The 23,568-nt window shown below is 45.8% G+C and carries 23 protein-coding genes; 12 read left to right on the top strand and 11 right to left on the bottom strand.

Annotated features, from left to right (window positions below):
• Positions 1-282: 282 nt before the first annotated feature.
• From H3H32_RS33240 to H3H32_RS33225, 4 genes are all read right to left on the bottom strand, one after another.
• Positions 283-726 (bottom strand): DUF1810 domain-containing protein, encoded by a 444-nt coding sequence (locus H3H32_RS33240; protein WP_182460010.1) that lies wholly within the window; start codon positions 724-726, stop codon positions 283-285.
• A 189-nt stretch (positions 727-915) separates the two neighbouring features.
• Positions 916-2,799 (bottom strand): beta strand repeat-containing protein, encoded by a 1,884-nt coding sequence (locus H3H32_RS33235; RefSeq protein WP_182460009.1) that lies wholly within the window; start codon positions 2,797-2,799, stop codon positions 916-918.
• A gap of 150 nt (positions 2,800-2,949) precedes the next feature.
• A complete protein-coding gene (locus H3H32_RS33230; RefSeq protein ID WP_182460008.1) occupies positions 2,950-3,246 on the bottom strand; it encodes a hypothetical protein in 297 nt (98 codons plus the stop codon).
• Positions 3,247-3,249: 3 nt separating this feature from the next.
• Positions 3,250-3,624, bottom strand: coding sequence for a hypothetical protein (locus tag H3H32_RS33225; RefSeq protein WP_182460007.1), 375 nt, complete (start codon positions 3,622-3,624; stop codon positions 3,250-3,252).
• A 494-nt stretch (positions 3,625-4,118) separates the two neighbouring features.
• On the opposite strand from H3H32_RS33225, the gene H3H32_RS33220 reads away from it, so the two are divergent.
• The 4 genes from H3H32_RS33220 to H3H32_RS33205 all read left to right on the top strand — a co-directional run bounded on the left by H3H32_RS33220 (position 4,119) and on the right by H3H32_RS33205 (position 7,558).
• Positions 4,119-5,450: an MFS transporter gene (locus H3H32_RS33220; protein WP_182460006.1), complete on the top strand. Its 1,332-nt coding sequence runs from the start codon at positions 4,119-4,121 to the stop codon at positions 5,448-5,450.
• Positions 5,451-6,043: 593 nt separating this feature from the next.
• Positions 6,044-6,649, top strand: a complete 606-nt coding sequence (locus H3H32_RS33215; RefSeq protein ID WP_182460005.1) for a hypothetical protein — start codon at positions 6,044-6,046, stop codon at positions 6,647-6,649.
• Between the two features lie 35 nt (positions 6,650-6,684).
• Positions 6,685-6,972, top strand: a complete 288-nt coding sequence (locus H3H32_RS33210; RefSeq protein ID WP_182460004.1) for a hypothetical protein — start codon at positions 6,685-6,687, stop codon at positions 6,970-6,972.
• Positions 6,973-7,132: 160 nt separating this feature from the next.
• Positions 7,133-7,558 carry a hypothetical protein gene (locus tag H3H32_RS33205; protein WP_182460003.1) on the top strand — a complete coding sequence of 142 codons (426 nt, stop codon included), beginning with the start codon at positions 7,133-7,135 and terminating at the stop codon, positions 7,556-7,558.
• Positions 7,559-7,705: 147 nt separating this feature from the next.
• On the opposite strand, the gene H3H32_RS33200 is transcribed toward H3H32_RS33205, so the two are convergent.
• On the bottom strand, positions 7,706-8,104 hold the full coding sequence (locus tag H3H32_RS33200) for a response regulator (protein ID WP_182460002.1): 399 nt from the start codon (positions 8,102-8,104) through the stop codon (positions 7,706-7,708).
• A gap of 140 nt (positions 8,105-8,244) precedes the next feature.
• On the opposite strand from H3H32_RS33200, the gene H3H32_RS33195 reads away from it, so the two are divergent.
• Together H3H32_RS33195 and H3H32_RS33190 are read left to right on the top strand one after the other, a co-directional pair.
• On the top strand, positions 8,245-8,658 hold the full coding sequence (locus H3H32_RS33195) for a response regulator (RefSeq protein WP_182460001.1): 414 nt from the start codon (positions 8,245-8,247) through the stop codon (positions 8,656-8,658).
• A 779-nt stretch (positions 8,659-9,437) separates the two neighbouring features.
• Entirely contained in the window at positions 9,438-11,948 is a 2,511-nt protein-coding gene (locus H3H32_RS33190; RefSeq protein WP_182460000.1) for a PAS domain-containing sensor histidine kinase, read from the top strand.
• A gap of 45 nt (positions 11,949-11,993) precedes the next feature.
• Here the strand turns inward: H3H32_RS33190 and H3H32_RS33185 are convergent, their stop codons facing one another.
• The gene (locus H3H32_RS33185) at positions 11,994-12,440 is read right to left on the bottom strand and encodes a response regulator (RefSeq protein WP_182459999.1); all 447 of its coding nucleotides are present in this window, start codon (positions 12,438-12,440) and stop codon (positions 11,994-11,996) included.
• A gap of 84 nt (positions 12,441-12,524) precedes the next feature.
• Here H3H32_RS33185 and H3H32_RS33180 point away from each other — a divergent pair, with 84 nt between their 5' ends.
• Positions 12,525-12,965: a response regulator gene (locus H3H32_RS33180; RefSeq protein WP_182459998.1), complete on the top strand. Its 441-nt coding sequence runs from the start codon at positions 12,525-12,527 to the stop codon at positions 12,963-12,965.
• Positions 12,966-13,081: 116 nt separating this feature from the next.
• Here H3H32_RS33180 and H3H32_RS33175 read toward each other — a convergent pair whose 3' ends face one another.
• On the bottom strand, positions 13,082-13,450 hold the full coding sequence (locus H3H32_RS33175) for a LytR/AlgR family response regulator transcription factor (RefSeq protein WP_182459997.1): 369 nt from the start codon (positions 13,448-13,450) through the stop codon (positions 13,082-13,084).
• Positions 13,451-14,474: 1,024 nt separating this feature from the next.
• On the opposite strand from H3H32_RS33175, the gene H3H32_RS33170 reads away from it, so the two are divergent.
• Positions 14,475-14,894 carry a DUF3592 domain-containing protein gene (locus H3H32_RS33170; RefSeq protein ID WP_182459996.1) on the top strand — a complete coding sequence of 140 codons (420 nt, stop codon included), beginning with the start codon at positions 14,475-14,477 and terminating at the stop codon, positions 14,892-14,894.
• A 476-nt stretch (positions 14,895-15,370) separates the two neighbouring features.
• Positions 15,371-15,697: a hypothetical protein gene (locus tag H3H32_RS33165; protein WP_182459995.1), complete on the top strand. Its 327-nt coding sequence runs from the start codon at positions 15,371-15,373 to the stop codon at positions 15,695-15,697.
• A 623-nt stretch (positions 15,698-16,320) separates the two neighbouring features.
• Here H3H32_RS33165 and H3H32_RS33160 read toward each other — a convergent pair.
• Both H3H32_RS33160 and H3H32_RS33155 read right to left on the bottom strand, forming a co-directional pair.
• Positions 16,321-16,581, bottom strand: coding sequence for a hypothetical protein (locus tag H3H32_RS33160; RefSeq protein ID WP_182459994.1), 261 nt, complete (start codon positions 16,579-16,581; stop codon positions 16,321-16,323).
• Positions 16,582-16,931: 350 nt separating this feature from the next.
• Positions 16,932-17,546, bottom strand: a complete 615-nt coding sequence (locus H3H32_RS33155; RefSeq protein ID WP_182459993.1) for an MFS transporter — start codon at positions 17,544-17,546, stop codon at positions 16,932-16,934.
• Positions 17,547-17,574: 28 nt separating this feature from the next.
• On the opposite strand from H3H32_RS33155, the gene H3H32_RS33150 reads away from it, so the two are divergent.
• Positions 17,575-18,675 (top strand): ISAs1 family transposase, encoded by a 1,101-nt coding sequence (locus tag H3H32_RS33150; protein ID WP_182459992.1) that lies wholly within the window; start codon positions 17,575-17,577, stop codon positions 18,673-18,675.
• Here the strand turns inward: H3H32_RS33150 and H3H32_RS33145 are convergent.
• On the bottom strand, positions 18,652-19,524 hold the full coding sequence (locus H3H32_RS33145; protein WP_182459991.1) for an MFS transporter: 873 nt from the start codon (positions 19,522-19,524) through the stop codon (positions 18,652-18,654). The genes H3H32_RS33150 and H3H32_RS33145 overlap by 24 nt on opposite strands.
• A gap of 127 nt (positions 19,525-19,651) precedes the next feature.
• Here H3H32_RS33145 and H3H32_RS33140 point away from each other — a divergent pair, with 127 nt between their 5' ends.
• Both H3H32_RS33140 and H3H32_RS33135 read left to right on the top strand, forming a co-directional pair.
• On the top strand, positions 19,652-20,140 hold the full coding sequence (locus tag H3H32_RS33140) for an Lrp/AsnC family transcriptional regulator (protein ID WP_182459990.1): 489 nt from the start codon (positions 19,652-19,654) through the stop codon (positions 20,138-20,140).
• A gap of 135 nt (positions 20,141-20,275) precedes the next feature.
• Positions 20,276-21,883: a glycoside hydrolase gene (locus H3H32_RS33135; protein WP_182459989.1), complete on the top strand. Its 1,608-nt coding sequence runs from the start codon at positions 20,276-20,278 to the stop codon at positions 21,881-21,883.
• Positions 21,884-22,087: 204 nt separating this feature from the next.
• On the opposite strand, the gene H3H32_RS33130 is transcribed toward H3H32_RS33135, so the two are convergent.
• On the bottom strand, positions 22,088-23,281 hold the full coding sequence (locus H3H32_RS33130; RefSeq protein ID WP_182459988.1) for an MFS transporter: 1,194 nt from the start codon (positions 23,279-23,281) through the stop codon (positions 22,088-22,090).
• Positions 23,282-23,568: the final 287 nt, after the last annotated feature.

The following is a 23,568-nucleotide window of genomic DNA, read 5'->3' as shown; positions in this document are numbered from 1 at the left end:
TTGGCCGGCATTTTTTATGGGATTTGGAGGACGGTTGAAACGCTGGTTGAAACACCTCCTATACCCCCTTTTTCAGAGCTTACCCACAGTTATCCCCAACCCCTGTGGATAAAAATCACAAAAAGGCAAAAATTGGGGCTTCCTAACCTAGCTTCAGTCGGGCCAGAACTACTGGGGTTTATTCTGTTTTGTCTCTTCCGATGAAACTAAAAAGATGAAAATTTCAAGAATCGAGGTCTTGCACAAAAAAGACCGATTTTTGAACCACCAAAGCCATTGTTTTCATGTAGCTGAGGTAGTCATATCTTTAACAATCGATAGTGTACGCTGATCGGGGACGCCATTAAAATACTTCAATAAGACCGCTTGAAAAACAGGATCTGCTTTGTCCAATAGACTAAACAGGGTCATACTGGAGTGCAATTTCAAGTCGTCTGGACTTCCCAAAATTTGATTGGCTGATTTTCCATTAAGCTGAAGCATTGCGTTCGCTATTTCAATCAGGCGTTTCCCCAATACGGGATGCTCCAAATAATCACGGGCCTCCTGGAGGTCTTTAATAGCGTAGAATCGAGCGGTTTCACTAAGCCCTAGCCCATCAATCTGAGGAAAGATATACCACATCCAGTGAGTTTGCTTTCGGCCACTGATGATTTCAGCTAGGGCCTTGGCATAGCTGCTATACTGAGCGTCTAAAAAGCGTTGGAGTTTATGATCTGCTTTCATGCATGTCTGGGGCAGCTTACTATAGCTACCGTAGGTTGACTATTCCCTTAACCAGTGAGTATGCCCTGTTGTTGGCGCTAGCTATAAGTAGCTACAAATAGGCTTTAGTTTTGGCTCCTACTTTGGGGTAAAGAAGGGAAATGTTAACAGGCAAAAAAGAATGTTTTATAGCCTACACTGATTGTCTTACTATTTACAGTTTAACACCTGCTGTAGCATTTGTTTCAACTGGGCCTGCTCCCGCTTGATGGCCTGTAGTTCCTCGTTTTGCTGTTGAATAGCCTTATCTTGCTGAATGCTATACAGCGTCAATTCTTCTACCTTCTCCAACAGAGTAGCATTCATCTTTACCAGATCAACGCCGTCCTTTACTACCTGCTCAGCTGAGGGTATACCAGGTAAATGCTGGTTGACATCGATGTACTTCTTTACCTCCGTCAATGATTGCAAGTGATAGCCCGATGCAAACACCTTGTCACTCCATTCATTAGCATTGGCGATTCGGAGTTGATAACGTGCTTTCACGACATCACCCTTTTCGTTGACCGTTAGGAACTGGTCGGTCGAGCGGCCTGCCGGACTTGATGAAGTTAGTTGTTCTAGGCGCACCCCTGATTGATTAGCCTGTGAACTGTTTACATGAAGACTGGAAGTAGGGGCAGAGGTACCAATGCCCACGTTGGCATTATTACCCAGAATTAGGGCGTTACTGATGGCTACTCGGCTGTTGGCACCGATGGCAGTGGCGTTATACAATCCATCTTCGGCCTGACTATTATAACCCATTAGCACATTGTCGTCACCAGTTGTGATAGCAGTGCCCGAGTTAGGCCCGATGATGATATTATTGCTACCTGTTGAATTCAAATAACCTGCCTGATAGCCGATAAACGTATTTTTTACTCCAGTTTGGTTTGTGTAGCCTGCCTGATAGCCCAAAAAGGTATTGGCAGAAGCAGTTGTATTATTTATACCCGAACTAGTCCCTATAAACGTATTCTGCTGGCCAGTTGTGTTAGCAGTCCCCGCCGAAGCTCCCACTAAAGTATTTCCAGTACCGGTCGTATTTGAAGTTCCCGCAACATAGCCCGTAAACGTGTTAAATGAACCTGTGGTGGTTGAGAAACCTGCCTGAGCACCCAAAAAGGCATTACTACCTCCAGTAGTATTGTGATTTCCCGCTTGATAGCCCACGAAAGCATTTGAGCTGCCAGTGGTGTTAAAAACCCCTGACTCATTTCCCAAAAATGAATTCCACTTCCCTGTTGTATTAGTATAGCCAGCACGATAACCTACAAAAGCGTTATCTGTACCTGAACTATTACTATACCCCGACTTTGACCCAACAAACACATTGCCCGAAACAGTATTATTAAGACCAGCCGAGTCACCAATCATGATATTGTTACTCCCATTTTGATTACTAAAGCTTGCATAGCTTCCAAGATAAACATTTGAAAAGCCTGTCTTATTCAAAAACCCTGCATAGTAACCTACCAGCACGTTATTTGAGCCAGTTGTATTGGATTGCCCCGAACTACGACCGAGAATTGTATTTTGACTCCCAGTTGTATTATTACTCCCGGCGTCTCCCCCTAAAAAAGTATTTGAATTGCCAGTTGTATTGTTAGTCCCCGCGTATGTGCCAATAAACGAGTTTGAGATACCCGTTGTACTGTAGCTACCTGCCCTTGCACCCATAAATACATTGGCATACCCAGTTGTATTAGCCGAGCCTGATTCTGCTCCAACAAAGGTATTGCTGATTCCTGTTGTGTTAAGATAACCTACACCGGCCCCTAAGAAGGTGTTTAAGTTTCCTGTTGTATTCAATAATCCAGCACTACTACCTATAAATGTGTTTTCTGATCCAGATGTATTCCGGTTGCCGGCTTGAGATCCAATAAATACATTATCAGCAGAAATGCTTGTACTACTTACACCTGCCTGATATCCAATTAACGTATTATTCTTTCCAGGTGTACTTGAAATTGGGGCGGTAACGACATAGTTGTTTTGTGCAAAAACCGATGTACTAAGAAAGAGAATAAGTAAGTAAAAATGAGTTTTCATTGTATTTAGGATGGTTAAACGATGTGAACATTGACTGCACGTTAAAAATATGGGATTTTAATATATAACTCATTGGTTTTGTAATAATCAAAAAACGCCAGCCCTAATAGAGCCAGCGTTTGTTTATTTCGATACCGAACCCGGTTACATTTAATTCAGCCGCCTGACATCATTAATGAACTCGCCCGAGAAAGCTACCTCATACTGCACTAAACGCTCGATGAGCAGTTCCATTTTCTCCGACAGTAAGGCCGCTTTCTCTTCCAACAGGGTCGCTTTCTCATCTAGCTGCCGGTAGAGCCTGTCTGCAACCTCACACTGCTTGTTACTGCAAGTTACTAGCTCCTGCTGTACGGTCGCTAGGCCCTGTAGCTCTTCCACCCACTGCCAGAGCGTTTCGAAGTCGTAGCAATCGCGGGGATCGCCGGATGATGGTTTCGTTTTCATGGCTTAGTACGATACAACGGATGAGTTAGTAGCAAAACCGGCAATAATCTTTAGATCCAGGCCGATGTACCGTCGCGCAGGACGTGTTGAGGACCACCCTCCCAGACGCGTCATCTGCATATCATTATCACTCCGAATCCCACGAGCAGTTAAGCCTGTATCACAACCCATCCCAAACAGGAGTCGAATAAATTCGCCCGTTTTCGGGTCACGTAGATCCGTCAGACGCGCAATCGTTTTTAGTTGCTTGCTCCAGTTCGAGCCATAAAAGAGCCCCTTAGACCCGTTATACTTTTCCAGGAGCCGCAATGCTCTAGGCGTTACGTCTACGGTCTGAACAAGCCTGGTTCCAGCCTGCTTAGCTCGGTCATGCTGCATGAAGAGGTTATTGGAATAGACAAACTCTATTTGGGGCAATTCTATATAATTAGCCTAGTGTAGACACAGTTCGGCAGCAACCAGCCAGCTATCACACTGGAGGTGAAGTAGCGGGGGTAATTCGGCCTTCTCAAGCTGGTTCATTTATTCACTCGGGAATGCAGATGAATGAGTTTATCGAACAGAAAGTAAAAGAGCTGGAAAGCTAACAGGCTATATATATGAGTGGGTTTAGAAGTCCTGGTGTTATTGGTGCCGGGCCTTTTTGTTTAAGCCTACAGCAATGGAGAGCGCTTAGTAAGGACAATCCTATCCTCAAAATGCCATATGAATAGGGTAGTTTTAAGTCGAAAGCTAGGACTAATTACGGGCCATAAAGCCTGTTGCCCAACTACAACCCAACTCTCAAAACATTATTCCTAAGCAAAGAGTCTTACTGGCCACTTACTAGCCCGGCTAAATCAGATCGTATAACTGCCTGGTGTAAACCCATTATGCCTATAGTTTCTGCTTTTCCGCTGGTACTTTCCCAGAATCGACCATTACGTTACGGCGTTTTCTTTTACCTGTATATCATGCAGGGCATTCCGGCTGGTTTTTCGCTCACCGCCTTAGCCAACTATTTAACCGCCGAAGGAGTTAAGTCGTCCTCCGTGGGTTCGTTTGCGGCCCTAGTGGGGCTACCCTGGGCGTTTCAATTTGTCTGGGGGCCCTTGATTGACCGCTATCAACGCTCGTCAATGGGGCGTCGGAAACCTTGGGTGCTAGGTGCTCAACTATTGGCGCTTCTGGCCTCAATCGCTCTGCTCTTCATTCACAATCCCATAACCCAGCTTCAGACACTAGGGGGCTGCTTCCTGGTCCACAGCATCTTTGCTGCCATACAGGATGCAAGCGTTGACGCCATGGCCATTTCGGTCATTCCCGACCAGGAACGGGGACGCGTAAACGCCTTCATGCGGGCAGGCTTTCTGCTAGGTACCGGCGTAGGTGCTGCCGTTTTTGCGCAGATTCTGCGGAGATATGGTTTTTTTGAGGCAGCCCTAACCCAAACGCTCTGCCTACTAGCCCTAACCCTATTGACTTTTTTCATCCGGGAGCGTCCTGAGGATCGGCTTTCCCCCTTTTTGACTCGTCGAGAATCCTTATTCCCGGCTACTGAGGCCAAAAAAGCGGGGCCCAATCATACCTTCAGCTGGCTATTTGCCGAATTATTGAAAGGCATTTTCGCCAAACGAAGCTTATTATTATTTGGCGGGGTGGTAGCCACTTATGTAAGCATAAGTCTGTTTTTGAGATCCTACAATTATCACCTGATTCACAAGCTGGGCTGGGCCGACACATCCGTGTCTATTCTTACTGGTACCTATGGTATGCTGGTTGCCACCAGTGTTGCCCTTCTAGGGGGCTATCTGGCTGACCGAATCGGGGCCCGTCGTTTACTGGTTTTTGTTTTAGCGCTTATCGCAACCTATCTGCTTGTATTTAACCTCCTGGAGCCCACCTGGAGCAATCGGACGGTTGCCCAAACTGGCCTGGTCGCTTTGTATTTTATGGACCCTAGCCTAAGTGTGGCAGCTATACCGCTGCTCATGTCAGTCTGTCGACCTGGGGTGGAAGGATCACAGTTCACCACCTACATGGCATTTATAAATTTGTCGGATATTGCCGGATCATTTCTGGCGGGGCAGGCATTGGTTTATATTCAGGCACCCACAATTGGCTTACTGGCCGGTGGCTTAGCCGTGGTGGCTCTGCTACTTACTGGGTTGGTTTTACGGCGCTATAAAGATTTATCAACAGTCCTAAAAGTCGAAAAAATTTAACACTGACAATCTTCTATTCCTGATAAAAAAGAAACGTTCGTTAAATCAGTCAGGTTTTTTCAAACTTGCCATTAACGGATTACCTATCTGTTAGTGGCATGTATTAAGACAGGGTGAATGCCTGTTCTCTTTTGCCAGGTAAGTGATAGTCTACAAGTAGACGACTTTCTGATGCTGTGGGAGTTAAGTTATTTGTTGCCAAATTAATTCAAAAAACAGCCAATAAGTTACCACTAGCTTCATTTCTTCAACTATATTGACCCCGATTGCAGGTCTACATCTAGTAGCCTGCGAGCTCTTATGGGTTAGATATAAACGTTGGTGCTACTAGTGCCAACGTTTTTTTATGTGTCCAAAATACACTTTGACCGTCTAAAGAATACCAACGTGAATTTAACCCATAAGAGCACGTTCATCAAAGAAAAAGTATTAGCCCTGTCCGCCTAAGGATGGGGTTATTTTTTTGAGAAAACCGATCTAATATGCCTGGTTTCGCCCAAATCCCTATAGCTATTACGACTTTAGGGGAACTTAGAGCTACTCAACATATATGATTTAGCCAACATTTATACCTGTTCGTTGCTTTTAGGGGTATGACTACCCAAACCAACCCAACCACTGGCCTCTCACTCAATGATTCCAGCGGACGCCAGCAGCTACAAGCCACCCTATCGGACTACGTTACGTTTCTGCGTCGACAACCAGCCGTCTGTGGCACGCCCGAACAACAGGAAGCACTCATCAAACACGTTGCTCAGGGCCATGATTTAATCAAGCTTGTAACAGTTGAGCGGCTCAAGATTACCCGTCAACTCGACCAGCAGAAACATGACTGGATTGAATTGGAAAAGGAAATGACGGCTCCCATCCTGGCCGCGATGCAACCCCTGAAAGATGCTGTTGAGCATTATAACCGGGAGCTATTACGAGTGAGGGAACATCAGCAGGCTGAAGCCGCCCAGCAAGCCTCACTAGCTCAATCCGGCGAGACAAACTGGCTTACACCGGAAGTCGCCTTAATCGCTAAACCTAAAGGCGTACAGATGAGATGGACCTTTGAAATCGTAGATCCCAATCAAGTGCCGAACGGCTACTGGATCATTGATGAAGCCGCAATTAAAGCTGATATCGCCAATGGTGCGAGAGATATACCAGGTGTCCGGATTTACGAAGAGGCTATTACCACATATCGCAAATAAGGTAAGGTCCTGTTAGCTATCTCGAAACAAAGACTATGAATGAAGAACTAAAAGACCAACTCGCAACTGAAATAAGCGCCTTTAAGGAGCTACCCTCAACCACTAGTGCCGACGAGATTACCGCAGCCTATAATCGAATTATAGACATCGTTCAATCGCTGATGCTGACCGATGAAGATTCTGACTCCCATGCCCGAGCCTGGAGCCTGCTCAGAGATGATGCCTATAAGTGCCTGGCAGAGGTTCAGGAAGGTAAAACACATGCTATTCATGAGCTGAAACACGAAATGGATCAGCTTGGTGAACTACTGTCAATCGCCTAGTAACGATTAGGCAATGAACCATTGTCAAAAGTGTTAACTCATAGCGATTTGCTATACATAGTACCATATTCTCATTAATAAGACAGTTTTTTACCTCTTCTCAATTTCCTCGTGTTAGATGCTTACCTATCAACTAAATAGGTGTAATCAACTCAAGGTTATGAAAAAGGTAATCATACTCGGGGCTATGCTAGTCGGCATTGCTACCTTCAGCGCACAGGCGCAAACAACACCTACCACTACCAGCGGTAGTGGTACAGGCAACGGTACGAACGGCTCGGCTGCTCAAAACGGATCAACAGTAGGAACAGGTAGCACTTCAGGAACAGGCTCCATGAATGGCGATCAGACTGGCCAGGGTGGTCGTCGCAAATCAGGTCGTTCAGGATCGATGAGTAACGGCTCATCGACGAATGGAATGGGCAATCAGCGTGACAATTCGTCAACAGATGCGACAGGCACCCAAACCGGCAACTCGATGTCAACTCAGGATGGGACGATGGATAAAGGATCTTCGCAATCTCAGGGACGCGGCAACCGTAAAGGTAAAATGACGAAGCCTACTACAACGACTTCCTCGAATTAATCAAATTTAATTCTTAGTAAGTATACTAAATGTCTTTTAAAGGTCGGCTCTAAATTGAAGCCGACCTTTTTCATGAATAATGATACCTACCGCGACGGGTAGCCGCCTAACGGCTTAACCCATTATTCACGTTAGATTAAGTAGACATCACTGCTTATCGATTACTTGCAGAATCACAGCCTGAAGCTCATCAGTAGAGCTTGGCTTTAGTAGATAACCAGTGGCTCCGAGTGCCAGAAAACGTTCTTGATGCGCCTGACTAAATTGACCAGCAAGTATAAAGATGGGAATGTTCTGACAACACATATGGCCCAGAAAGGTCGTTAGCCAGCTTTCCTGATCGTCATCTGGGACTATTCCATCCAGAACGATGGCCGTTGGTTTACTACTAGCCCTGGACGCTTCGGCAAGAAACGATTCGGCGGATAAAAACCATTTGAGCACTACTGGTTTTGCCCAAGTTTCAACGCCATATTGCCAGAATGTAAAATCGTCCTCATCATCATCCAGTAGAGCTATCCAGGGCATTGTCGATATTGGTATCATTGATTCGGTTGTAAGCAATACCTATAGACATCAATAAGCGCGCTATTGTTTACACATTCTAAACTAATCCACTTACTGCATTTAGGGTAAATGAATTCTGCTCATTGTTGTATATTCGCCTTCTCCGTAACAACGAGCTAATGGATCAATACCCTACTCATGCTGTCTTTATCGCTGATGACGACGAAGATGATCGTTTACTATTAAAATACGCCTTCGCTCAACACAGCCCCGAATGTGAGTTGATCTTTGCTGAGGATGGTCTGGCTTTGCTGGATGCTCTGGCCCAATTGACCTCAGAACCCTGCTTAATTATCCTTGATTTGAACATGCCTCGACTCAATGGCCTGGAAGCCTTGCAGGTGTTGCGCCTTAGCACGCAGTATAAACACACCCCAATTGTGATTCTAACAACCTCAAGTGATTCCACAGATCGCCAGGATGCATATGCCTTAGGGGCAAATGAGTATCTGATAAAGCCCATTAGTGTGGATTTGCTTGGCCAAATGGTTCTTCATCTTCGTAAAGCCTGGCATCTGGATCAATGCGTGTAATTACTAATACAGTCGGATACAGGAATTAGGGATGACTAGTGCTTTTCCAATTTAGATTCTATAGTTTCTGTAGATTCTATCGATTCTGATAATCAGTCATCTAGTACCAAAAGAATCTAGTAGAATCAAAAAAAACTCTTTTGGAAGAGCACTAGTAGCAGACTAAGTGTTCTTGTTGAAAGGTGCTTGTGATAGGATGATGTGAATAGAATAAACGCTCAGTTGATCCTGCTCTAAAGCCTTTTCATTCGATTGTAGCTTTTTCTTCGCCCGTTACCTCACTGCCAGTAACCAACAGCCTGGCTTGTCAGTAGTGTAAATGATATTTTAGTTTATTACATGCAGCAATCAGCCGTTACCTACTAGGTGGCGGCTGTTTTTATGCTAAACGCCAGACCCAAAAGAGGCTGGTGTTTAGCAATCAACCTTTGTGAATGCTAGCTACGGCTAGCAGACGTAGGGATGAGGGGATGTCATAAAAAACGCCCAAGCCATCAGCCTGAGCGTTTCGTGAAACCACACCGTCGCGCCTAGCGCGAACTAACGTAATACCCAAAATAGGGATTAGTGGACTATTAGTTGCTGAATTTGCAAGATGGCTTTAGCCATATTTATTTTGAAAATGAGCACTCAACGTCGCGGCAAAACCGAAAAAAGTCCGCTGGGTGCTTCCTTTTTACCGGTAAGTCGATCAAATACGTCATACTTCTTATTTTTGTCCTCAGTAAACCTTGGCTAGGCCAATCGGCAAACGCCCTATAGCGTCAACAGCTTCCACTTTGGAGACAACTTCTAACCCTAAGCATTACCCTTTTCTACAGGGAAACGGCAAGACGGCAGCCTTCCTTCGGCAGTATGACTGGTCTAAAACCGGCTTAGGTACACCCGACCAATGGCCTTACAGTTTACGGGCCTCTGTTAGTAATCTGCTACAGGCAAGCCTACCCATGTTTGTATTTTGGGGAGAAGAGCTTTATAGCTTCTACAATGACGCGGTGATTCCGAGCCTGACCCCAGAAAAACATCCGACCCTTGGTCAACCTGTTCAGGAGCTATGCGGAAAAGACTGGGACTTTATGATCCCCATGCTCAGCAGCGTCCGCAAGACGGGTGAGCCCGTTACTAGTCAGGAGGTACCGATACGGCTTGAGCGTCATGGTGTTTGGGAGGAGGTTTATTGGACTTTTTCCTGTAGTCTGATTCTTGATGATCATGGCCAGCATGGTGGAGTGTTGGTCAACTGTCAGGATACAACCGAAGCGACCAAAAGCCGACAGCAGGTCCAGTTTCCTGAACAACAGTTCCGGGCCCTGGTGGAACAGGCTCCCATTGCTATGGCTGTCTTCCAGGGTTCTGATCACATTATCGAAACGGCCAACCAGGCTTATCAGCAGCTTGTTGGCCGCCCAGCGGATGAGTTGCTGGGAAAACCTATGTTTGAGGCCATGCCAGAAATTAAGGGGAAGGGCTACGAAGAACTGTTGGCCACTGTCCTCGCTACTGGTGAACCTTTGTACGCCAATGAGTTAAACGCTCCCTTAATGCGAAAGGGTCAACTTGAACTGGTGTATTTCAACTTCGTCTATCAACCTCTTCGAGCAGTTGATGGAACCATTCGTGGTGTCACCGTGGTCGCTAATGAAATCACTGAACAAGTACTGGCTCGAAAAAAGGTCGAAGAAAGCAGAGCCCATCTGGAACTGTTAAGCAATACAGTACCAGCGATGATTTTTTACCTGGATGACCAGCAACGCTATCAGTACTATAATGATACCTTCCGGCACTGGTTCGGGGTCAATCCAACGGAGGCCATTGGAAAAACGGTACGCGAGTTTATTGGCGAAGCGGCTTATCAAAACGTACTGCCTCATTTAGCCATTGCTTATGGAGGACAACAGGAACGCTACGAATTGTGGTCTCCCACTCGAATGGGGGAAGGAAAATGGTTGAACATCACCTATACACCTTACAAAAACAAAGAGGAACAGGTACTTGGGTTGATTGTCCATGCTGCTGATATTACCCAAACCAAGCAGCGAGAATTGGCGCTGCGGGACAGTGAAGCGGCTCTGCGGAATGCCATTGAACTGGCAGAATTAGGCACTTGGGCTATTAATGCCCAAACCGGGCAAATTACGTATTCGGAACGACTGCAAACCTGGTTAGGTACCACAGAGCCCGTTTTACAACAGGTCCCTTCCCCCCGTATTCACCCTAAAGACCAGAAGCGAATTAATGTAGCAATCGGGCGGGCGCTTCAAAAAGGGGGTACTGGCCATTTTGATGAGGTATATACCATCTTGCATAGCAAAACGGGGCATGAGCGCATCATTCATGCCAGCGGACAGACCACCTTCGATGCGGATGGCAACGCACTAATCCTGGCGGGTACGGCGCAGGATATCACGATGCAACAAGCCTTACAGTTGGCGTTGGAAAATGAAGTACAAACCCGGACCGAGGAATTAGCGGCAACCAACGGAAAACTGGCTGCCAGCCTTGAAGAGTATGCCACACTGAATGAAGAGTTGGAAGAGGCCAACGGATTGCTGCTGCGCTCGAATGCCAATCTGCAAACCTTTGCCTATGTAGCTTCCCATGACTTGCAGGAGCCTTTGCGCAAAATCCAGCAGTTTGGCGATCTATTAGCGATGCGGCAGGATGCCTTATCGAGTGAAGACCAAATGTATATTAAGCGGATGCAGGTTGCGGCTAGCCGAATGTCCACCTTAATCCGGGATTTGTTGAACTTTTCGCGCATTGCCACTCAACGGGACGCTAACAAGCCGGTATCGCTGACGGAAACCATTCATCGGGTACTCTCTACGCTCGACTTGGTGATTAGTGAAACCAATGCCCAGGTGGAGATAGGCTCTTTACCGACCGTGCAGGGGGATGCGGCTCAATTGGATATGTTGTTTCAGAATCTGTTGAGTAATGCCCTGAAGTTTCGCAGGGCTGACTCGTCCGGACGTTCGATTCCTCCGATCATTCACATTAACGCCCAAATCTTAGGAGCGGACCAGCTCCCGCTTTCCGTGAAGCCGGCCTGGGCAACCTCAACCTATCATCAGATTGACGTGGTCGACAATGGGATCGGTTTCGATGAGAAGTATCTGGACCGCATATTCCAAGTCTTTCAGCGGCTGCATGGTAAGAGCGAATTTGCCGGGACTGGTATTGGCCTAGCTATTTGTGAGCGGGTCGTGGCCAATCATGGCGGAGCCATCACGGCTAGCAGCCAGCCTGACCAAGGAGCCCGGTTCAGTGTGTACCTACCCATTGCTTAGATTCGTTTATTCAGGACTTATTCGAATTCGGGTAACGGCAAGGGGTTAATTGAGCGAATCCTCCGTAGGTAGCCGCGTTGTTTTATACCAATAAGCCCTCATCACCGCCAGATAATCAGTCCACCCCGCCAAATCATCGGGCTTCACCGTGTAGGCCACCGCGCCCAGGTGATAGGCTTGTTCAATAGTTAGTTTGGCCCCATCTGTACTAAATATGATTACAGGGACTTTACCTTGAAACCGCTGAACCAGCTCTGGTAATAAAGCCAAACCATTCGATTCGGTCTTCAAATCGATGTCCAACAAGACTAATTGAGGCAACTTAGTCGTCTTGGCCAGATAAATCAGTGTTTCTGGGGCCGATCGAGTGTTGATAAAAGTCGCTTCGGGAAATGCCTTCTGCGCAATTCTGGTCAGAAGTTCAAAGACGGTTGGCTCATCGTCGACCACCAGAACCATAAATGAAACAATTGAGCCTTCAGTAGGTTGCATTTCAATAATCGTTTGCGTCCTTATAAGCCCTAAAGTCGCTAATTGTTTTCAATTTCCTCATCTATAGACTTTTTCGTGAGCCCAATGCCCACTTCCTTTCCCATATTGGTCGTTGATGATGACCCCCACATTGTAGATATCCTTCGGCGAGCAGCCAGGAGCGTCTTTCCTCAGGCCCATTTTCTGGGTATCCAGAGTTTTGCCGAAGCGGCCCGCTTTCTGAGTGATTTGTCGGGTCCGGGTCCCCGGCTGGTATTGCTGGATATTGACTTGCAAAGTGAACTGGATGGGCTGGATTTTTTGACCTTATTACGGGGGCATCCCCAAGGCCGTTTATTGCCCATTATTATGTTGTCTGCCAATAAAAATCCGCTGAAACGAGGAGAGGCTTATGTGCGTGGCGCCAATGCCGTTACCGGCAAGCCGTTTAGCTTCGAGGAGTGGAAGTTGTATGTGGAGAATTTACGGTTGTATTGGGTTGATGTGGCTACCACGCCAAAACTCTATTTTCTTAGTGAGGACTGAGTCCAGCGCTTTAGGTGCTTTTACAACGTAGCGCCCCTATATCCCCTCTTCTAAAACTTACCCACAGCTATTCCCAACGCCTGTGGATAAAATTCACAAAAAGGCGATAGCTGGCTTTAACTAGCAACCAGCAGATAGCTACTCGTACGGCCGTAGGCAGGCAATCCAAAGCCCAGTTCCTGAATAACCTGGCTAATTCGGCGTCGGCCGATCGGTAGCCTAGCGCCATTATGCATAATCATATAGGCTAAAATCGAAGAAAGAACGATACAATTATGAACATACGCTGGGTTGATTAAATAACCCTTGTGAATCCGAATAAAGCAGGGCCACCGATTACTATACCACTTTAGGGTTCGACTGGATAGAATGGCCCGACCATCCAGCAGATAAACGGTGCAATAATTAACATCCCCAGCTAAATAAAGAATCTGGTCAGGATCAAAGTTGTGTTGAATCTGTGCCGCATGAGAAGATCGCTTCATAGCTAGAGCCGTTGAGGAAAAGAAAATGTAGTTTTTCCTATGTAGTACTACTAGGATACTAATAAATACTATCACTTGTTGCTTTTATTGCATTTCGGTAACAATATATCCTTTATAAATCCTGGAAAATTTATTTATTGGGCTAGCCAGAAATCCTTTTAGAGCCCTAAATCTCAGCCTGCAAAGCAAGTACAACTGTAATAATACTAGATAGCACCCCAGAATGCGGCATTAAGCCCCAAGTGTGTATGGATATCCATTAACCTGGATATGGAGTAACGCGTCGGAGAGAGCCACCTGAATTTAGGACCCTGAAACTTTCTCGAGGCTGAATAAACAGAGCTATCTGCTTTTCTGGTCTGTAATGATGGGGAGTATCCCACTCAATACGCAGGAAGCAGCATACTCGAAAATGCCAGGCACCAAATCCTGACCAGAGTGACCCGGTCGAACTAACCGGTAAGGTATAGCAAAACTGGCCAGGACTGTAGCGAACGATTCCTACCGGGCAACTCATGACCATAGAGGGAAAAAATGTACTGCCCAAGAGTGTATGCTTATCAAAAAATCCAGGTCGAGCCCCACAACAACCGATTGCTGTAGTCCCGCCAGTAGTATTCGCACTAAGGTAACCATGACCTCTACATGAATAATTATAATGTTAAAGACAACGCAAGTGTGGTATCTATCTGTTTAAATTTCAGATTAAATAGTAGGCTTTCTTGTCTGACATTGTAAGTAGTTGTTTTACCATTTTGTTGCTATTCGCACAACTCTGGGGAGAAATAACAAGGAAACAGTAAGGCTAAGGGTGTCAGACGTAAGGTGCCAGGTTAAATAAGTTGCGCACCCCAGGTGTACTTATCGTAGCAGTCGTAGTTGCCCTACTTGTCAGGAGACATGCATCAAACTCAAAATACAACCGTTCAATCAGTTGATTACCGTCTGGGAGGTATCTAGACCGTAAATTGCTAGGCGCATTATCCTATGCGAAAAGAAACCATCTAGCAAACTCCTAGCGTCAATGGGTTACTTTCTTACTTTTTTAGCGGGCATAGTAGTACTTCTAGGCTCACTGTATTTATTCTCCAACTCGATTAATTTTATTAAAACAGGAACCCGTACACTGGCCACGGTTGAAGAGCTTGTTCGAGAAAATAGCAAAAAGGGGAAATCAACCTATCGGCCTATTTTTAAATTTACGACTATCACCGGTAAAGAAATACATCATGCCTATAATGTTGCGAGTTCTCCACCGGATTGGCAAGTGGGCGAGAAAGCAACGGTTGTTTATAAGATAGGTGATCCTGAGAATCCTATGGTACTAAGTTACTTTGGCGCCTTTGGCTGGGCCATCATTCTATTAGCCATTGCTGCAGGATTACTAATCATTGGCGGAGGCTACTACGTATTTAGCTATTACATGAAGCAATTTTTATTGTGAATAGCCCAAAAGCTGGTTCCCTAATCAATTTACGAAGAGGCTGTTACTACCTATCGTAAATAAGAAGGGAGAGTTGGGCCAATTCTGTTCACCTAATTAAGCTTTGGCCGCTGCAATTGCCCGGCGAATAGCTTCATCCTGGCTTATGCCCTGCTCAAGATACTGTTTGGCCTGATCGATTACTTCTTGAATAGTAATACTCGTGGTGGCGTTCATGGGATTAACTAGGAATATTTAAGCCTCAATTTGTTACCGATTTAGACGTTACAAGAAATTTTGTGTCACCTTTTCAAACCTATTCACTATCACAAATTTACTAGACGGCATATATGAAGGATAAATCTACCATCGCTAGTACTATAAACGAGTTGCCAGTGTATTGATCCCATTACCTTATTTCATACACTATCTAGTCCCTTATCCCCTGTCAATTTGTTTACTTCAACAATTGACAACGTTATAAACGAACTAGACACATGAAAAAGATGCAAATGGCCATAGCAGTGGTTCTACTGACTGGAACCTTACAGGCATGGGCTCAATCCGGCAATACGCAAACTCCCAACAATAGCCAGATAGAAAGTAAAGGTGCTTCCAATAATAAGGATGCCAAGCAGAAAAGTAAAACGATACCGAAGCGAGCGGATCATCCGGTACCGGCCTCATCAGTCGGTACTGGTGTTGATGCAGCGGCTAATCCAAATAGTAGTGTTTCGCCAGGTAGTCACACAGCTCAACGGGAGACAAAGATGGATTATAAAGCGAATGGAAAAGGGAAGAGTAAGTTAAAGGGCAAACAGTAAGCGGGCATTAACTTTATCTGAAGGCCAGCAATCAAACCAACTTATTCAACAAACAATAATAGCCTCGCCATTAGACGGGGCTATTAGTTTATACTGCTATGAGTTAGTGTTATCCCCATCCCGTTTATTTCCTTCTGCATAGCCTTGATGCAATCCTTAAACTTGCGGGAGCGCCTATATGTACTTTACCACCTTGCAACCAGTAACTCATACTCCTTAAATACCTATGATGCTAATGGCTTACTAATCAAAGTCACTCAACACGACGGAGGATACGAGTTTATTTATGAATATGAAGCCTATTAACTACTGGCTACTATTCATTCAGGCTTCGCCCGTTGCCTCACTGCCAGTAACTCCAAACCTACTCTATAGATAGTACAGATAATAGTTTAGTTTATTACATGTAGCAATCAGCCGTTACTTGCTGGGTAGCGGCTGTTTTTATAGCAAAAACGCCAGCTCCAAATGGAACCAGCGTTTCGGCAATTACCGTAATTTATAAGACAGCTTCGATGAGGCCGCCAACAAAATTAAGTATAAATACCTACAATAAAAATTAAGTACTTACGCTGCCTGGGTATTAGTATTATAGTCACTGTCGAAAGGTCTAACCTGTACAACTATTTTCGACTTAAAACTTGTTTCAACAACTGTTCTAGTTCGGCCTGCTTCTGCTCTAATGCTTGTAGTTTCTTTTGATCCTGTTGGCGAGCCTCCTCCAATTGAATGCTATATAAGGTCAACTCCTCCACCTTTTCCAATAAGGTGGCATTCATCTTCAATAGATCAATACCATCTCCAGCGACCTGTTCTGCTGAGGGAACGCCCGGCAAATGCTGGTTGGCACCGATGTACTTCTTTACCTCCGCCAATGTCGACAAGTTATAGCCTGGCGCAAACACCTTATCACTCCATTCGCTAGTATTATTGATGTGTAGTTGATAAGAATAGGTCCCTATAAATGCCTTATACTTACTGGTAAGGCTTTATTACCTGCTCCTGGTCCAATAATCGTAGTATAATCAGCAGGTATAAGAGTGTTGGGCGTATTAACAACATAATTGGTCTGAGCCCAAAGGAGGTAAGCAAGCGAAGGAGAAACAAGTAAAATAATGACTCCACTAATGCAGTGCTAATTGTAACAGATTTAGTTTTTAACTATGTAATATAGACGAAATCATGCCATAGAGTATGTAATCGGTTTACTGAATTGGCGATAAAGCTGCGCAATTCACAACGACGAAGCAGGCTCAGCACTAAACTTCTCCGTCGTATTATTTGACAAACCAGAAGGTTTATGAGGCTCATGGCGACCTTTTAGAAGAAGCCTGCCAAGACCGAGTAAAGCATATAAGCTGAGTATAACGGCTGGCAGAATACCTATCCCATGATCTGTCTGCCCCGACCCATCCAGAAATAGGGATACAATCGATAGGCCGAAACCACCTCCAATGAAATAGGCAGTAGTATTAACCCCCGATACTAACCCGTGATGAACTTCTGGGACGGGTTGTAAGGAAAGTACCGTTAAGCCAGAAAAGCTCAGCGCAATACCTATGCTATTAACTCCCAAAAGAGATATTAGCAATACAATAAGCGGATGGTCGGTCGATTGGATATAATAGGTTAAGCATAGCGTACCGATTACCAGCGAGGCCATGCCCAAAATAGCCACCTGTTTTATGGAGAATCGTTTCAGTAGCATGGGCAGTAAATATTTTCCGGCTAAGGCCGAGAGAAGGCTGAAGGGAAAAAGCAACAAGCCCGCATACGCTGCGCTTAGTTGTCGATCCTGTTGCAAAATCAATGAAATCAGAAACAGGTAGCCCGTATAGGGTGATTGCACGAAAAGCTAAGTTAGCCATCTTTGACAGATGGACGTAGCCGAATTGTTTTTTGAGATTGATGATCCCCGCCAAGAAGGAAAGTGTTTTCACCAGCTAACCGATATTCTAATGATCGTACTTTGTGGATACTTAGCTGATTGTGAGGGATTTGAAGAGGTTTATGATTATGCTTGTGATAAACAGGAGGTGTTCCGTGAGTTTTTGGAACTACCCTGCGGGATTCCTTCGCACGATACCCTAAATCGGGTCTTTCGCCGACTTGAGCCCACCCAGCTGGAGACTTTGTTAACCAATTGGGGCAAAGAAATTGTTGACCTGCTGACCCAAAAACAGCTTATCATCGACGGTAAACAACTGCGGGGAACGGTAGAGGCTGGCCACAAACAAGCCACCGTTCAGATTGTCAGTGTCTGGGCCGAGAAAGAGCGGTTGTGTCTGGCTCAGAGCCAGATAGCTACTAAAACCAACGAGATCAAAGCGATTCCTGATTTGTTAAAATCGATTGACATCGCCAGTAGCGTGGTTAGTATGGATGCCATTGGATGCCAAAAAACGATTGCCAAACTCATTATCGATCAGCGGGCAGACTATCTCATTGGCTTAAAGGCCAATCAGGACGGCTTATATGAACAAGTGGTCGATTGGTTCGAGCGAACAAAGCCTTCCTTACAAGCCGATATAAGCCGGGATTTGGGCCATGGGCGAGCTGAAAAGCGGGCTGTATTCGTAAGCGAAACACTGGACTTGATTGATGCCGCAGCGGGGTGGGTAGGCTTAAAAAGCGTCATTTATGTGGAGTCAACTCGTTGGATCAATGACAAAGAACAGCGCAGTACACGCTACTATATCAGCTCACTAAGAGGCTATTCAGCCGCTCAGATGAGTTGCTACATTCGTCGGCACTGGAGTATTGAGAATGAGCAGCATTGGCACCTTGATGTCACCTTTGATGAAGATGGGTGCCAGGTCCGGAAAGACCATGCTCCGCGTAATTTGAGTACGGTTCGTAAGTTGGCCTTAGGCTTAATTAGTCGTGACCCGGCCAAGATGAGTTTGAAGCGTAAGCGAAAGAAAGCTGCCCGAGACGATGCTTATCTAATGACTCTATTGAGCCAACTTAACGTTTGATGCAATTACCCTGTAGCCCGTAAAGGTAGCACCAAGCATGGCCATAACCGTAATTGGGATCAGAGAGCGGTTAAGGACTGGAAACGAAATCAACGGAAAAGCCTGAACGCTGTTTCGCTTGATAAACAGCGCTGCACCACCAGCCACCAACAGGCTTAACAGGAGCAATAAATAACCCTGATTCGCCCAGTCGCCTAGTTCATGGACCACATACGACAAGGCCGTAATAACCAGCGTCAGCAATAACCCGGATGGGATATCGGGCAAGGGTTCCGTGCGAGCCGCATCTTTGGGAAGGTATCGAAAAGCCAATAATAAGGTGAGTAAAATAACTGGAACATTAATAAAAAATACCCACTGCCAGCCAAACCAGGCCGCAATTAAGCCGCCAACCGATAAACCACTACCCGAACCAAGCGCGGCAAACGAACTAAAAATACCAATTGCCTTACTGCGGGCCTGGGGTTCCGTAAACGCGTGTGTCACAATCGAAAGTGCCGATGGCATTAATAAGGCAGCAGCGATGCCCTGGATAGTCCGGAAAATGAGCAGCCAAACAAACGATCCGGCCAATCCGGCCCCAAGTGAAGTGAGCAGAAATAGCGTGGAAGCCACCAGAAAGATTTTTCGCCGACCTATGGTATCCGTCAAACGTCCTCCCAGAATGAGTAACCCACCATACAGCAGCACATACAGCGTCTGTAGCCATTGTACCTGATTAAAAGACAGCTTAAACCAGGTCTGAATCAGCGGCATGGTTAAATTGACAATCGCAATATCTAACGCTTCAAAAAAGACACTGACCGATGCAATAAGCAGGGCTAATTTGGGTCGGAGTATAGGTACCATAATGACCAATTGTTTTCACAAAAGAAGCAATAGCAGCATAGAGCTAAAAAAAACTGTAGGATATTTAGAACAAATACTTATTTTTTACCCCTTATATAGAACATCTGCTTTATCCCATTTTTCTTTTATGAGCCAAACAGAACAGCCCAATCGAGTCGCTATTGAGTTAGATGAAAAGGATTACGCTATTTTGCGACTGCTCCAGGACAATGCCAAGCTTACCGTGCGGGAGATCGCGTCGCGCATTCACCTGAGTACTACGCCCACCCACGAGCGAATCAAACGACTTGAACAACTACAGGTCATTCGGCAGTATGTGGCCTTAGTGGATAATCGAAAAGTAAACCGGAAAGTCATGGTGATTTGTCAGGTGGCACTGAAAGAGCACGACAAACAAACAGCTCACGCTTTTGTAAGTGGCATTATTGGGTTTAAAGAAGTGGTCGAGTGCTATAACGTATCAGGTGACTATGACTTTATGCTCAAAATTCTAGCCGAGAGCATCGAAAGTTATCATGACTTTTTTATCAATTATCTGGGGGAGGTTAAAGGCATCCAAAAGGCGAAAAGCGTATTCGTCATGGATATCATTAAAGACTCTCATGAAGTGGTGTAATTGACATTGTACTAAAGGGCTTTTTGTCATTCTGACGAAAAACGCGATCAAATAAAGTGTATTTCTAAGCTATCATTAGTAGAGTATCGGCTCTCTCTGCTCCTATATATCAACTACCTCAAGCTACTATTGGCCATGAAATTTAGAATTAAAATTAGCCTGCTCGCATTGATTGGTTTCACCTGTTTAGGTAGTACACTCAGGGGTATAGATCCGCCGGAGAAAACCAGCAATAGACACCGGCGAATTGAAAAATCGGTTACCATTAACTTGCAGGAAGAATTTCAGACCATCCACAGTTTTGGTGCATCAGACTGCTGGTCGGCTAAGTTTATTGGCAAATGGCAAGATGAAAGCAAGAAAAATCAGATTGCCGATCTGCTATTTAGCCTGGATACGTTGCCTAGCGGTCAGCCTAAGGGAATTGGTTTGTCCTTATGGCGGATGAATATTGGCGCGGGGAGCTATGAGCAAGGCGACAGCAGCCGCATTAGCGACCCTTGGCGCCGGGAGGAATGTTTTATGGATAGCCAAGGACGTTTCGACTGGACTAAACAAAGTGGAAGCCAATGGTTTTTGCAGGCCGCTCGGCAACGGAGAGTGCGCTATACATTGGGCTTTACCAACTCCCCTCCCGTACAGATGACGAAAAATGGCAAAGCGTTTTCGGCAGGAGGCAAATCCATTAACCTTAAACCGGATGCGACGAATGCCTTCGCAGATTTTTTAGTGAAAGTGTCCGAGCACTTCAAATTCGATTACCTGAGTCCCATCAACGAACCGCAGTGGGACTGGACAGCCGGGAAAAATGGCCGAGCCGGGCAGGAAGGCTCCCCTGCCGAAAATGCCGACATTGCAGCCGTCACAAAAGCGTTATCGGCAAAATTGGCAGCCCAAAAAGCCAAAACGACCGTAGTAACCGGCGAAGCAGGGCAGCTCAATTTCCTCTACGAAAAAGCAGAAAGTGGCCGTGGGAATCAATTAGATTACTTTTTTTCCTCAAAACAAGAAGCGCCCATAACCAAACTCCCCAATGTTGAACCGATTTGGGCATATCATAGCTATTTCACGACCTGTTCAGATTCAGTGCTGGTGGCTATGCGACAGAAAGTGGCCCAACGCGTTAAAGCAGTTGGCAATCCGATGCTCTGGCAAAGTGAGTTTGGCGTTCTGGGCGACATCTGTGGCCGTTACAACGGCAGTCCTCGCCATACAGACATGGACTATGGCCTCTATGTTGCCAAAGTCATCCACAACGACCTAACCGTGGCCAATGTAACGTCGTGGCAATGGTGGCTGGCGATCAATCCATATGACTATAGCGATGGGCTGGTGTATATCAATGGCCCCGATGGTAACTACAAAAAGCACGACAACGCTCGACAAGATGGCCAGGTGCTGGACTCCAGGCAACTGTGGGCTTTCGGTAACTATGCCCGCTTTGTACGCCCCGGCATGAAGCGGGTAGCTGTCCATATGGCAGATAGCAACCCCACACAAGAGGCTAGTCAGTGTATGATATCGGCTTATAAAGATAGTCGTACTAAGCAGATCGTGCTGGTTTGTATCAACATGACCGCTGATCCACTAACCCTGCCACTCCACGGTTTGACGATTCGGCATGGACGATTTGACTGTTATAAAACAACTGAAACCCAAACGCTTGCCAAGTCCATTGCTCCTTCTAACCAAATCCAGCTTGAACCCAAGTCGGTTGTAACGCTAGTGGGCCAGTATAACTGATTTACTATAGCTCTGTGAGAGCATGTTTTTTTCATTCTCGCCGGGTTAAAACCCAGCGCATCCTTGTTGAGCGTAGTATGAACTACGTTCGAGTGTTATCCGGTCTCTGACCGGTATAAAATAAGTTGGAAACTGGTCAGAGACCAGATAACACCAGGGCGTAGTCTTTGGACTACGCCAAACAAAGGGAATCAAAAATCTCTCTCAATCAGCTCGACCTTTTACTCCATAACTTAGTGAAACGAGCAACAATAATAGGATTATGAATCCAAAAGCGGTGGCCAGGGAAAAATGCTGAGCAATAAACCCTAGTAAAGCAGGACCAGCCAGTAGTCCAGTGTAACCCATAGTCGTAATGGCAGATATACTGACTGTTGGAGCGATACCGGGCAGCCTACCAGCCGCACTAAAAAACACCGGAACAACATTAGCCACTCCCAGGCCCATTAACGTAAAGCCAATCAGTGCTCCAATTACCCAAGGACATAAAACAGCAAGGCTCAATCCGGCGGCCCCAATCAAACTACCTCCTACCACCACCGTTTTACTGTTCAAGCGTGCTACCAGCTTATCCCCTACTAATCGCATTATGGCCATAGCAACAGAAAAGGCGGCATAGCCTGCTCCCGCAAACGCTGGTTCAATTTGTTTTATATCCCTAAGAAAGACGGCACTCCAGTCGAGAATAGCGCCTTCAGCCAGGAAAATGGCAAAGCACATCATCCCTAAGAATACTACACTACTGTTCAACCAACTAAACTGCCGATTGCTTTCTGCCGGTTTCTCGTCGCCAGAAAAACGAGCAATCGCCTGTCGCTCAATAGGCAACGGAAACAAGTCTTTGTATTGGGTAAGGGTAATAATGATCATCAACGCAGCTATACTACCGATGGCATAAGCTGGATTAAGTCCCAACTTAATCAGAAAGCCCAGTCCGAGGGAACCGAACAATCCGCCAACACTAAAGAGGCCATGTAGAGACGACATGATCGGCTTTCCGTACAAATTCTGTACTTGTACACCATGCGCATTCATGGCTACGTCAACAGCGCCAATACTAGAGCCAAAAACAAACAACGCAATCGCCACAGGAACGACGGAAGGCAACAGAAGCAACAACGGCAGGACGAGCGCCATGATTAGTGCGGCACAGGCCATAACGATACGACTGCCAAAGCGACCAACCAGCCAACCCGAAATAGGCATCATCAGCATGGCACCTCCGCCTAATAACAATAATAATAAGCCCAGACTGGCGTCGTTCAAAGCTAAACGATCTTTGGCCAGAGGAACCATTGGAGCCCAGCTAGACATGCCCAGACCACAAACCAGAAAAATTAACTGGGTGGCTCTTCGGGCCTTCAACAACACGTGTCCTGATGGCATAGCGGTATCCATTACGTACTAAGCAAAATCTGATTGTGAGCACCAAATGTATAAAACAGCTCCTTAAGAATGGCGAGCCTTTTGCTCATGAGTAACGTCAAGCCAGTTGCTAGTTTGGTTTGGGAGACTCCTCAGCAGCATTTAGTAAATAAGTATCTTGCGTACAATTTAAACCGAATGGTGGATACTGCTCAGCATACGATCGTATAAGGCGACAACTATTGATCAGGAAAATTCACAAACAGGAGGGAGTTTGATAATGTCTACACCAGTAAGTGACGGCTTTCACTTTGGTTATT

It is taken from the genome of Spirosoma foliorum, assembly GCF_014117325.1.
Taxonomy (GTDB): Bacteria; Bacteroidota; Bacteroidia; order Cytophagales; family Spirosomataceae; genus Spirosoma; species Spirosoma foliorum.
This window is presented reverse-complemented; position numbering and strand designations above follow the sequence as displayed.

Excerpts from the sequence above, each read along its gene's own strand:
- H3H32_RS33225 (WP_182460007.1), bottom strand. The coding sequence starts at position 3,624 with ATGCAGCATGACCGAGCTAAGCAGGCTGGAACCAGGCTTGTTCAGACC.
- H3H32_RS33140 (WP_182459990.1), top strand. The coding sequence starts at position 19,652 with ATGAGCCAAACAGAACAGCCCAATCGAGTCGCTATTGAGTTAGATGAA.
- H3H32_RS33175 (WP_182459997.1), bottom strand. The coding sequence starts at position 13,450 with ATGAAGCGATCTTCTCATGCGGCACAGATTCAACACAACTTTGATCCT.
- H3H32_RS33135 (WP_182459989.1), top strand. The coding sequence starts at position 20,276 with ATGAAATTTAGAATTAAAATTAGCCTGCTCGCATTGATTGGTTTCACC.
- H3H32_RS33130 (WP_182459988.1), bottom strand. The coding sequence starts at position 23,281 with ATGGATACCGCTATGCCATCAGGACACGTGTTGTTGAAGGCCCGAAGA.
- H3H32_RS33205 (WP_182460003.1), top strand. The coding sequence starts at position 7,133 with ATGAAAAAGGTAATCATACTCGGGGCTATGCTAGTCGGCATTGCTACC.
- H3H32_RS33185 (WP_182459999.1), bottom strand. The coding sequence starts at position 12,440 with ATGCAACCTACTGAAGGCTCAATTGTTTCATTTATGGTTCTGGTGGTC.
- H3H32_RS33220 (WP_182460006.1), top strand. The coding sequence starts at position 4,119 with ATGCCTATAGTTTCTGCTTTTCCGCTGGTACTTTCCCAGAATCGACCA.
- H3H32_RS33195 (WP_182460001.1), top strand. The coding sequence starts at position 8,245 with ATGGATCAATACCCTACTCATGCTGTCTTTATCGCTGATGACGACGAA.
- H3H32_RS33150 (WP_182459992.1), top strand. The coding sequence starts at position 17,575 with ATGGACGTAGCCGAATTGTTTTTTGAGATTGATGATCCCCGCCAAGAA.
- H3H32_RS33145 (WP_182459991.1), bottom strand. The coding sequence starts at position 19,524 with ATGGTACCTATACTCCGACCCAAATTAGCCCTGCTTATTGCATCGGTC.
- H3H32_RS33180 (WP_182459998.1), top strand. The coding sequence starts at position 12,525 with ATGCCCACTTCCTTTCCCATATTGGTCGTTGATGATGACCCCCACATT.
- H3H32_RS33235 (WP_182460009.1), bottom strand. The coding sequence starts at position 2,799 with ATGAAAACTCATTTTTACTTACTTATTCTCTTTCTTAGTACATCGGTT.
- H3H32_RS33170 (WP_182459996.1), top strand. The coding sequence starts at position 14,475 with ATGGGTTACTTTCTTACTTTTTTAGCGGGCATAGTAGTACTTCTAGGC.
- H3H32_RS33165 (WP_182459995.1), top strand. The coding sequence starts at position 15,371 with ATGAAAAAGATGCAAATGGCCATAGCAGTGGTTCTACTGACTGGAACC.
- H3H32_RS33240 (WP_182460010.1), bottom strand. The coding sequence starts at position 726 with ATGAAAGCAGATCATAAACTCCAACGCTTTTTAGACGCTCAGTATAGC.
- H3H32_RS33215 (WP_182460005.1), top strand. The coding sequence starts at position 6,044 with ATGACTACCCAAACCAACCCAACCACTGGCCTCTCACTCAATGATTCC.
- H3H32_RS33230 (WP_182460008.1), bottom strand. The coding sequence starts at position 3,246 with ATGAAAACGAAACCATCATCCGGCGATCCCCGCGATTGCTACGACTTC.
- H3H32_RS33200 (WP_182460002.1), bottom strand. The coding sequence starts at position 8,104 with ATGATACCAATATCGACAATGCCCTGGATAGCTCTACTGGATGATGAT.
- H3H32_RS33210 (WP_182460004.1), top strand. The coding sequence starts at position 6,685 with ATGAATGAAGAACTAAAAGACCAACTCGCAACTGAAATAAGCGCCTTT.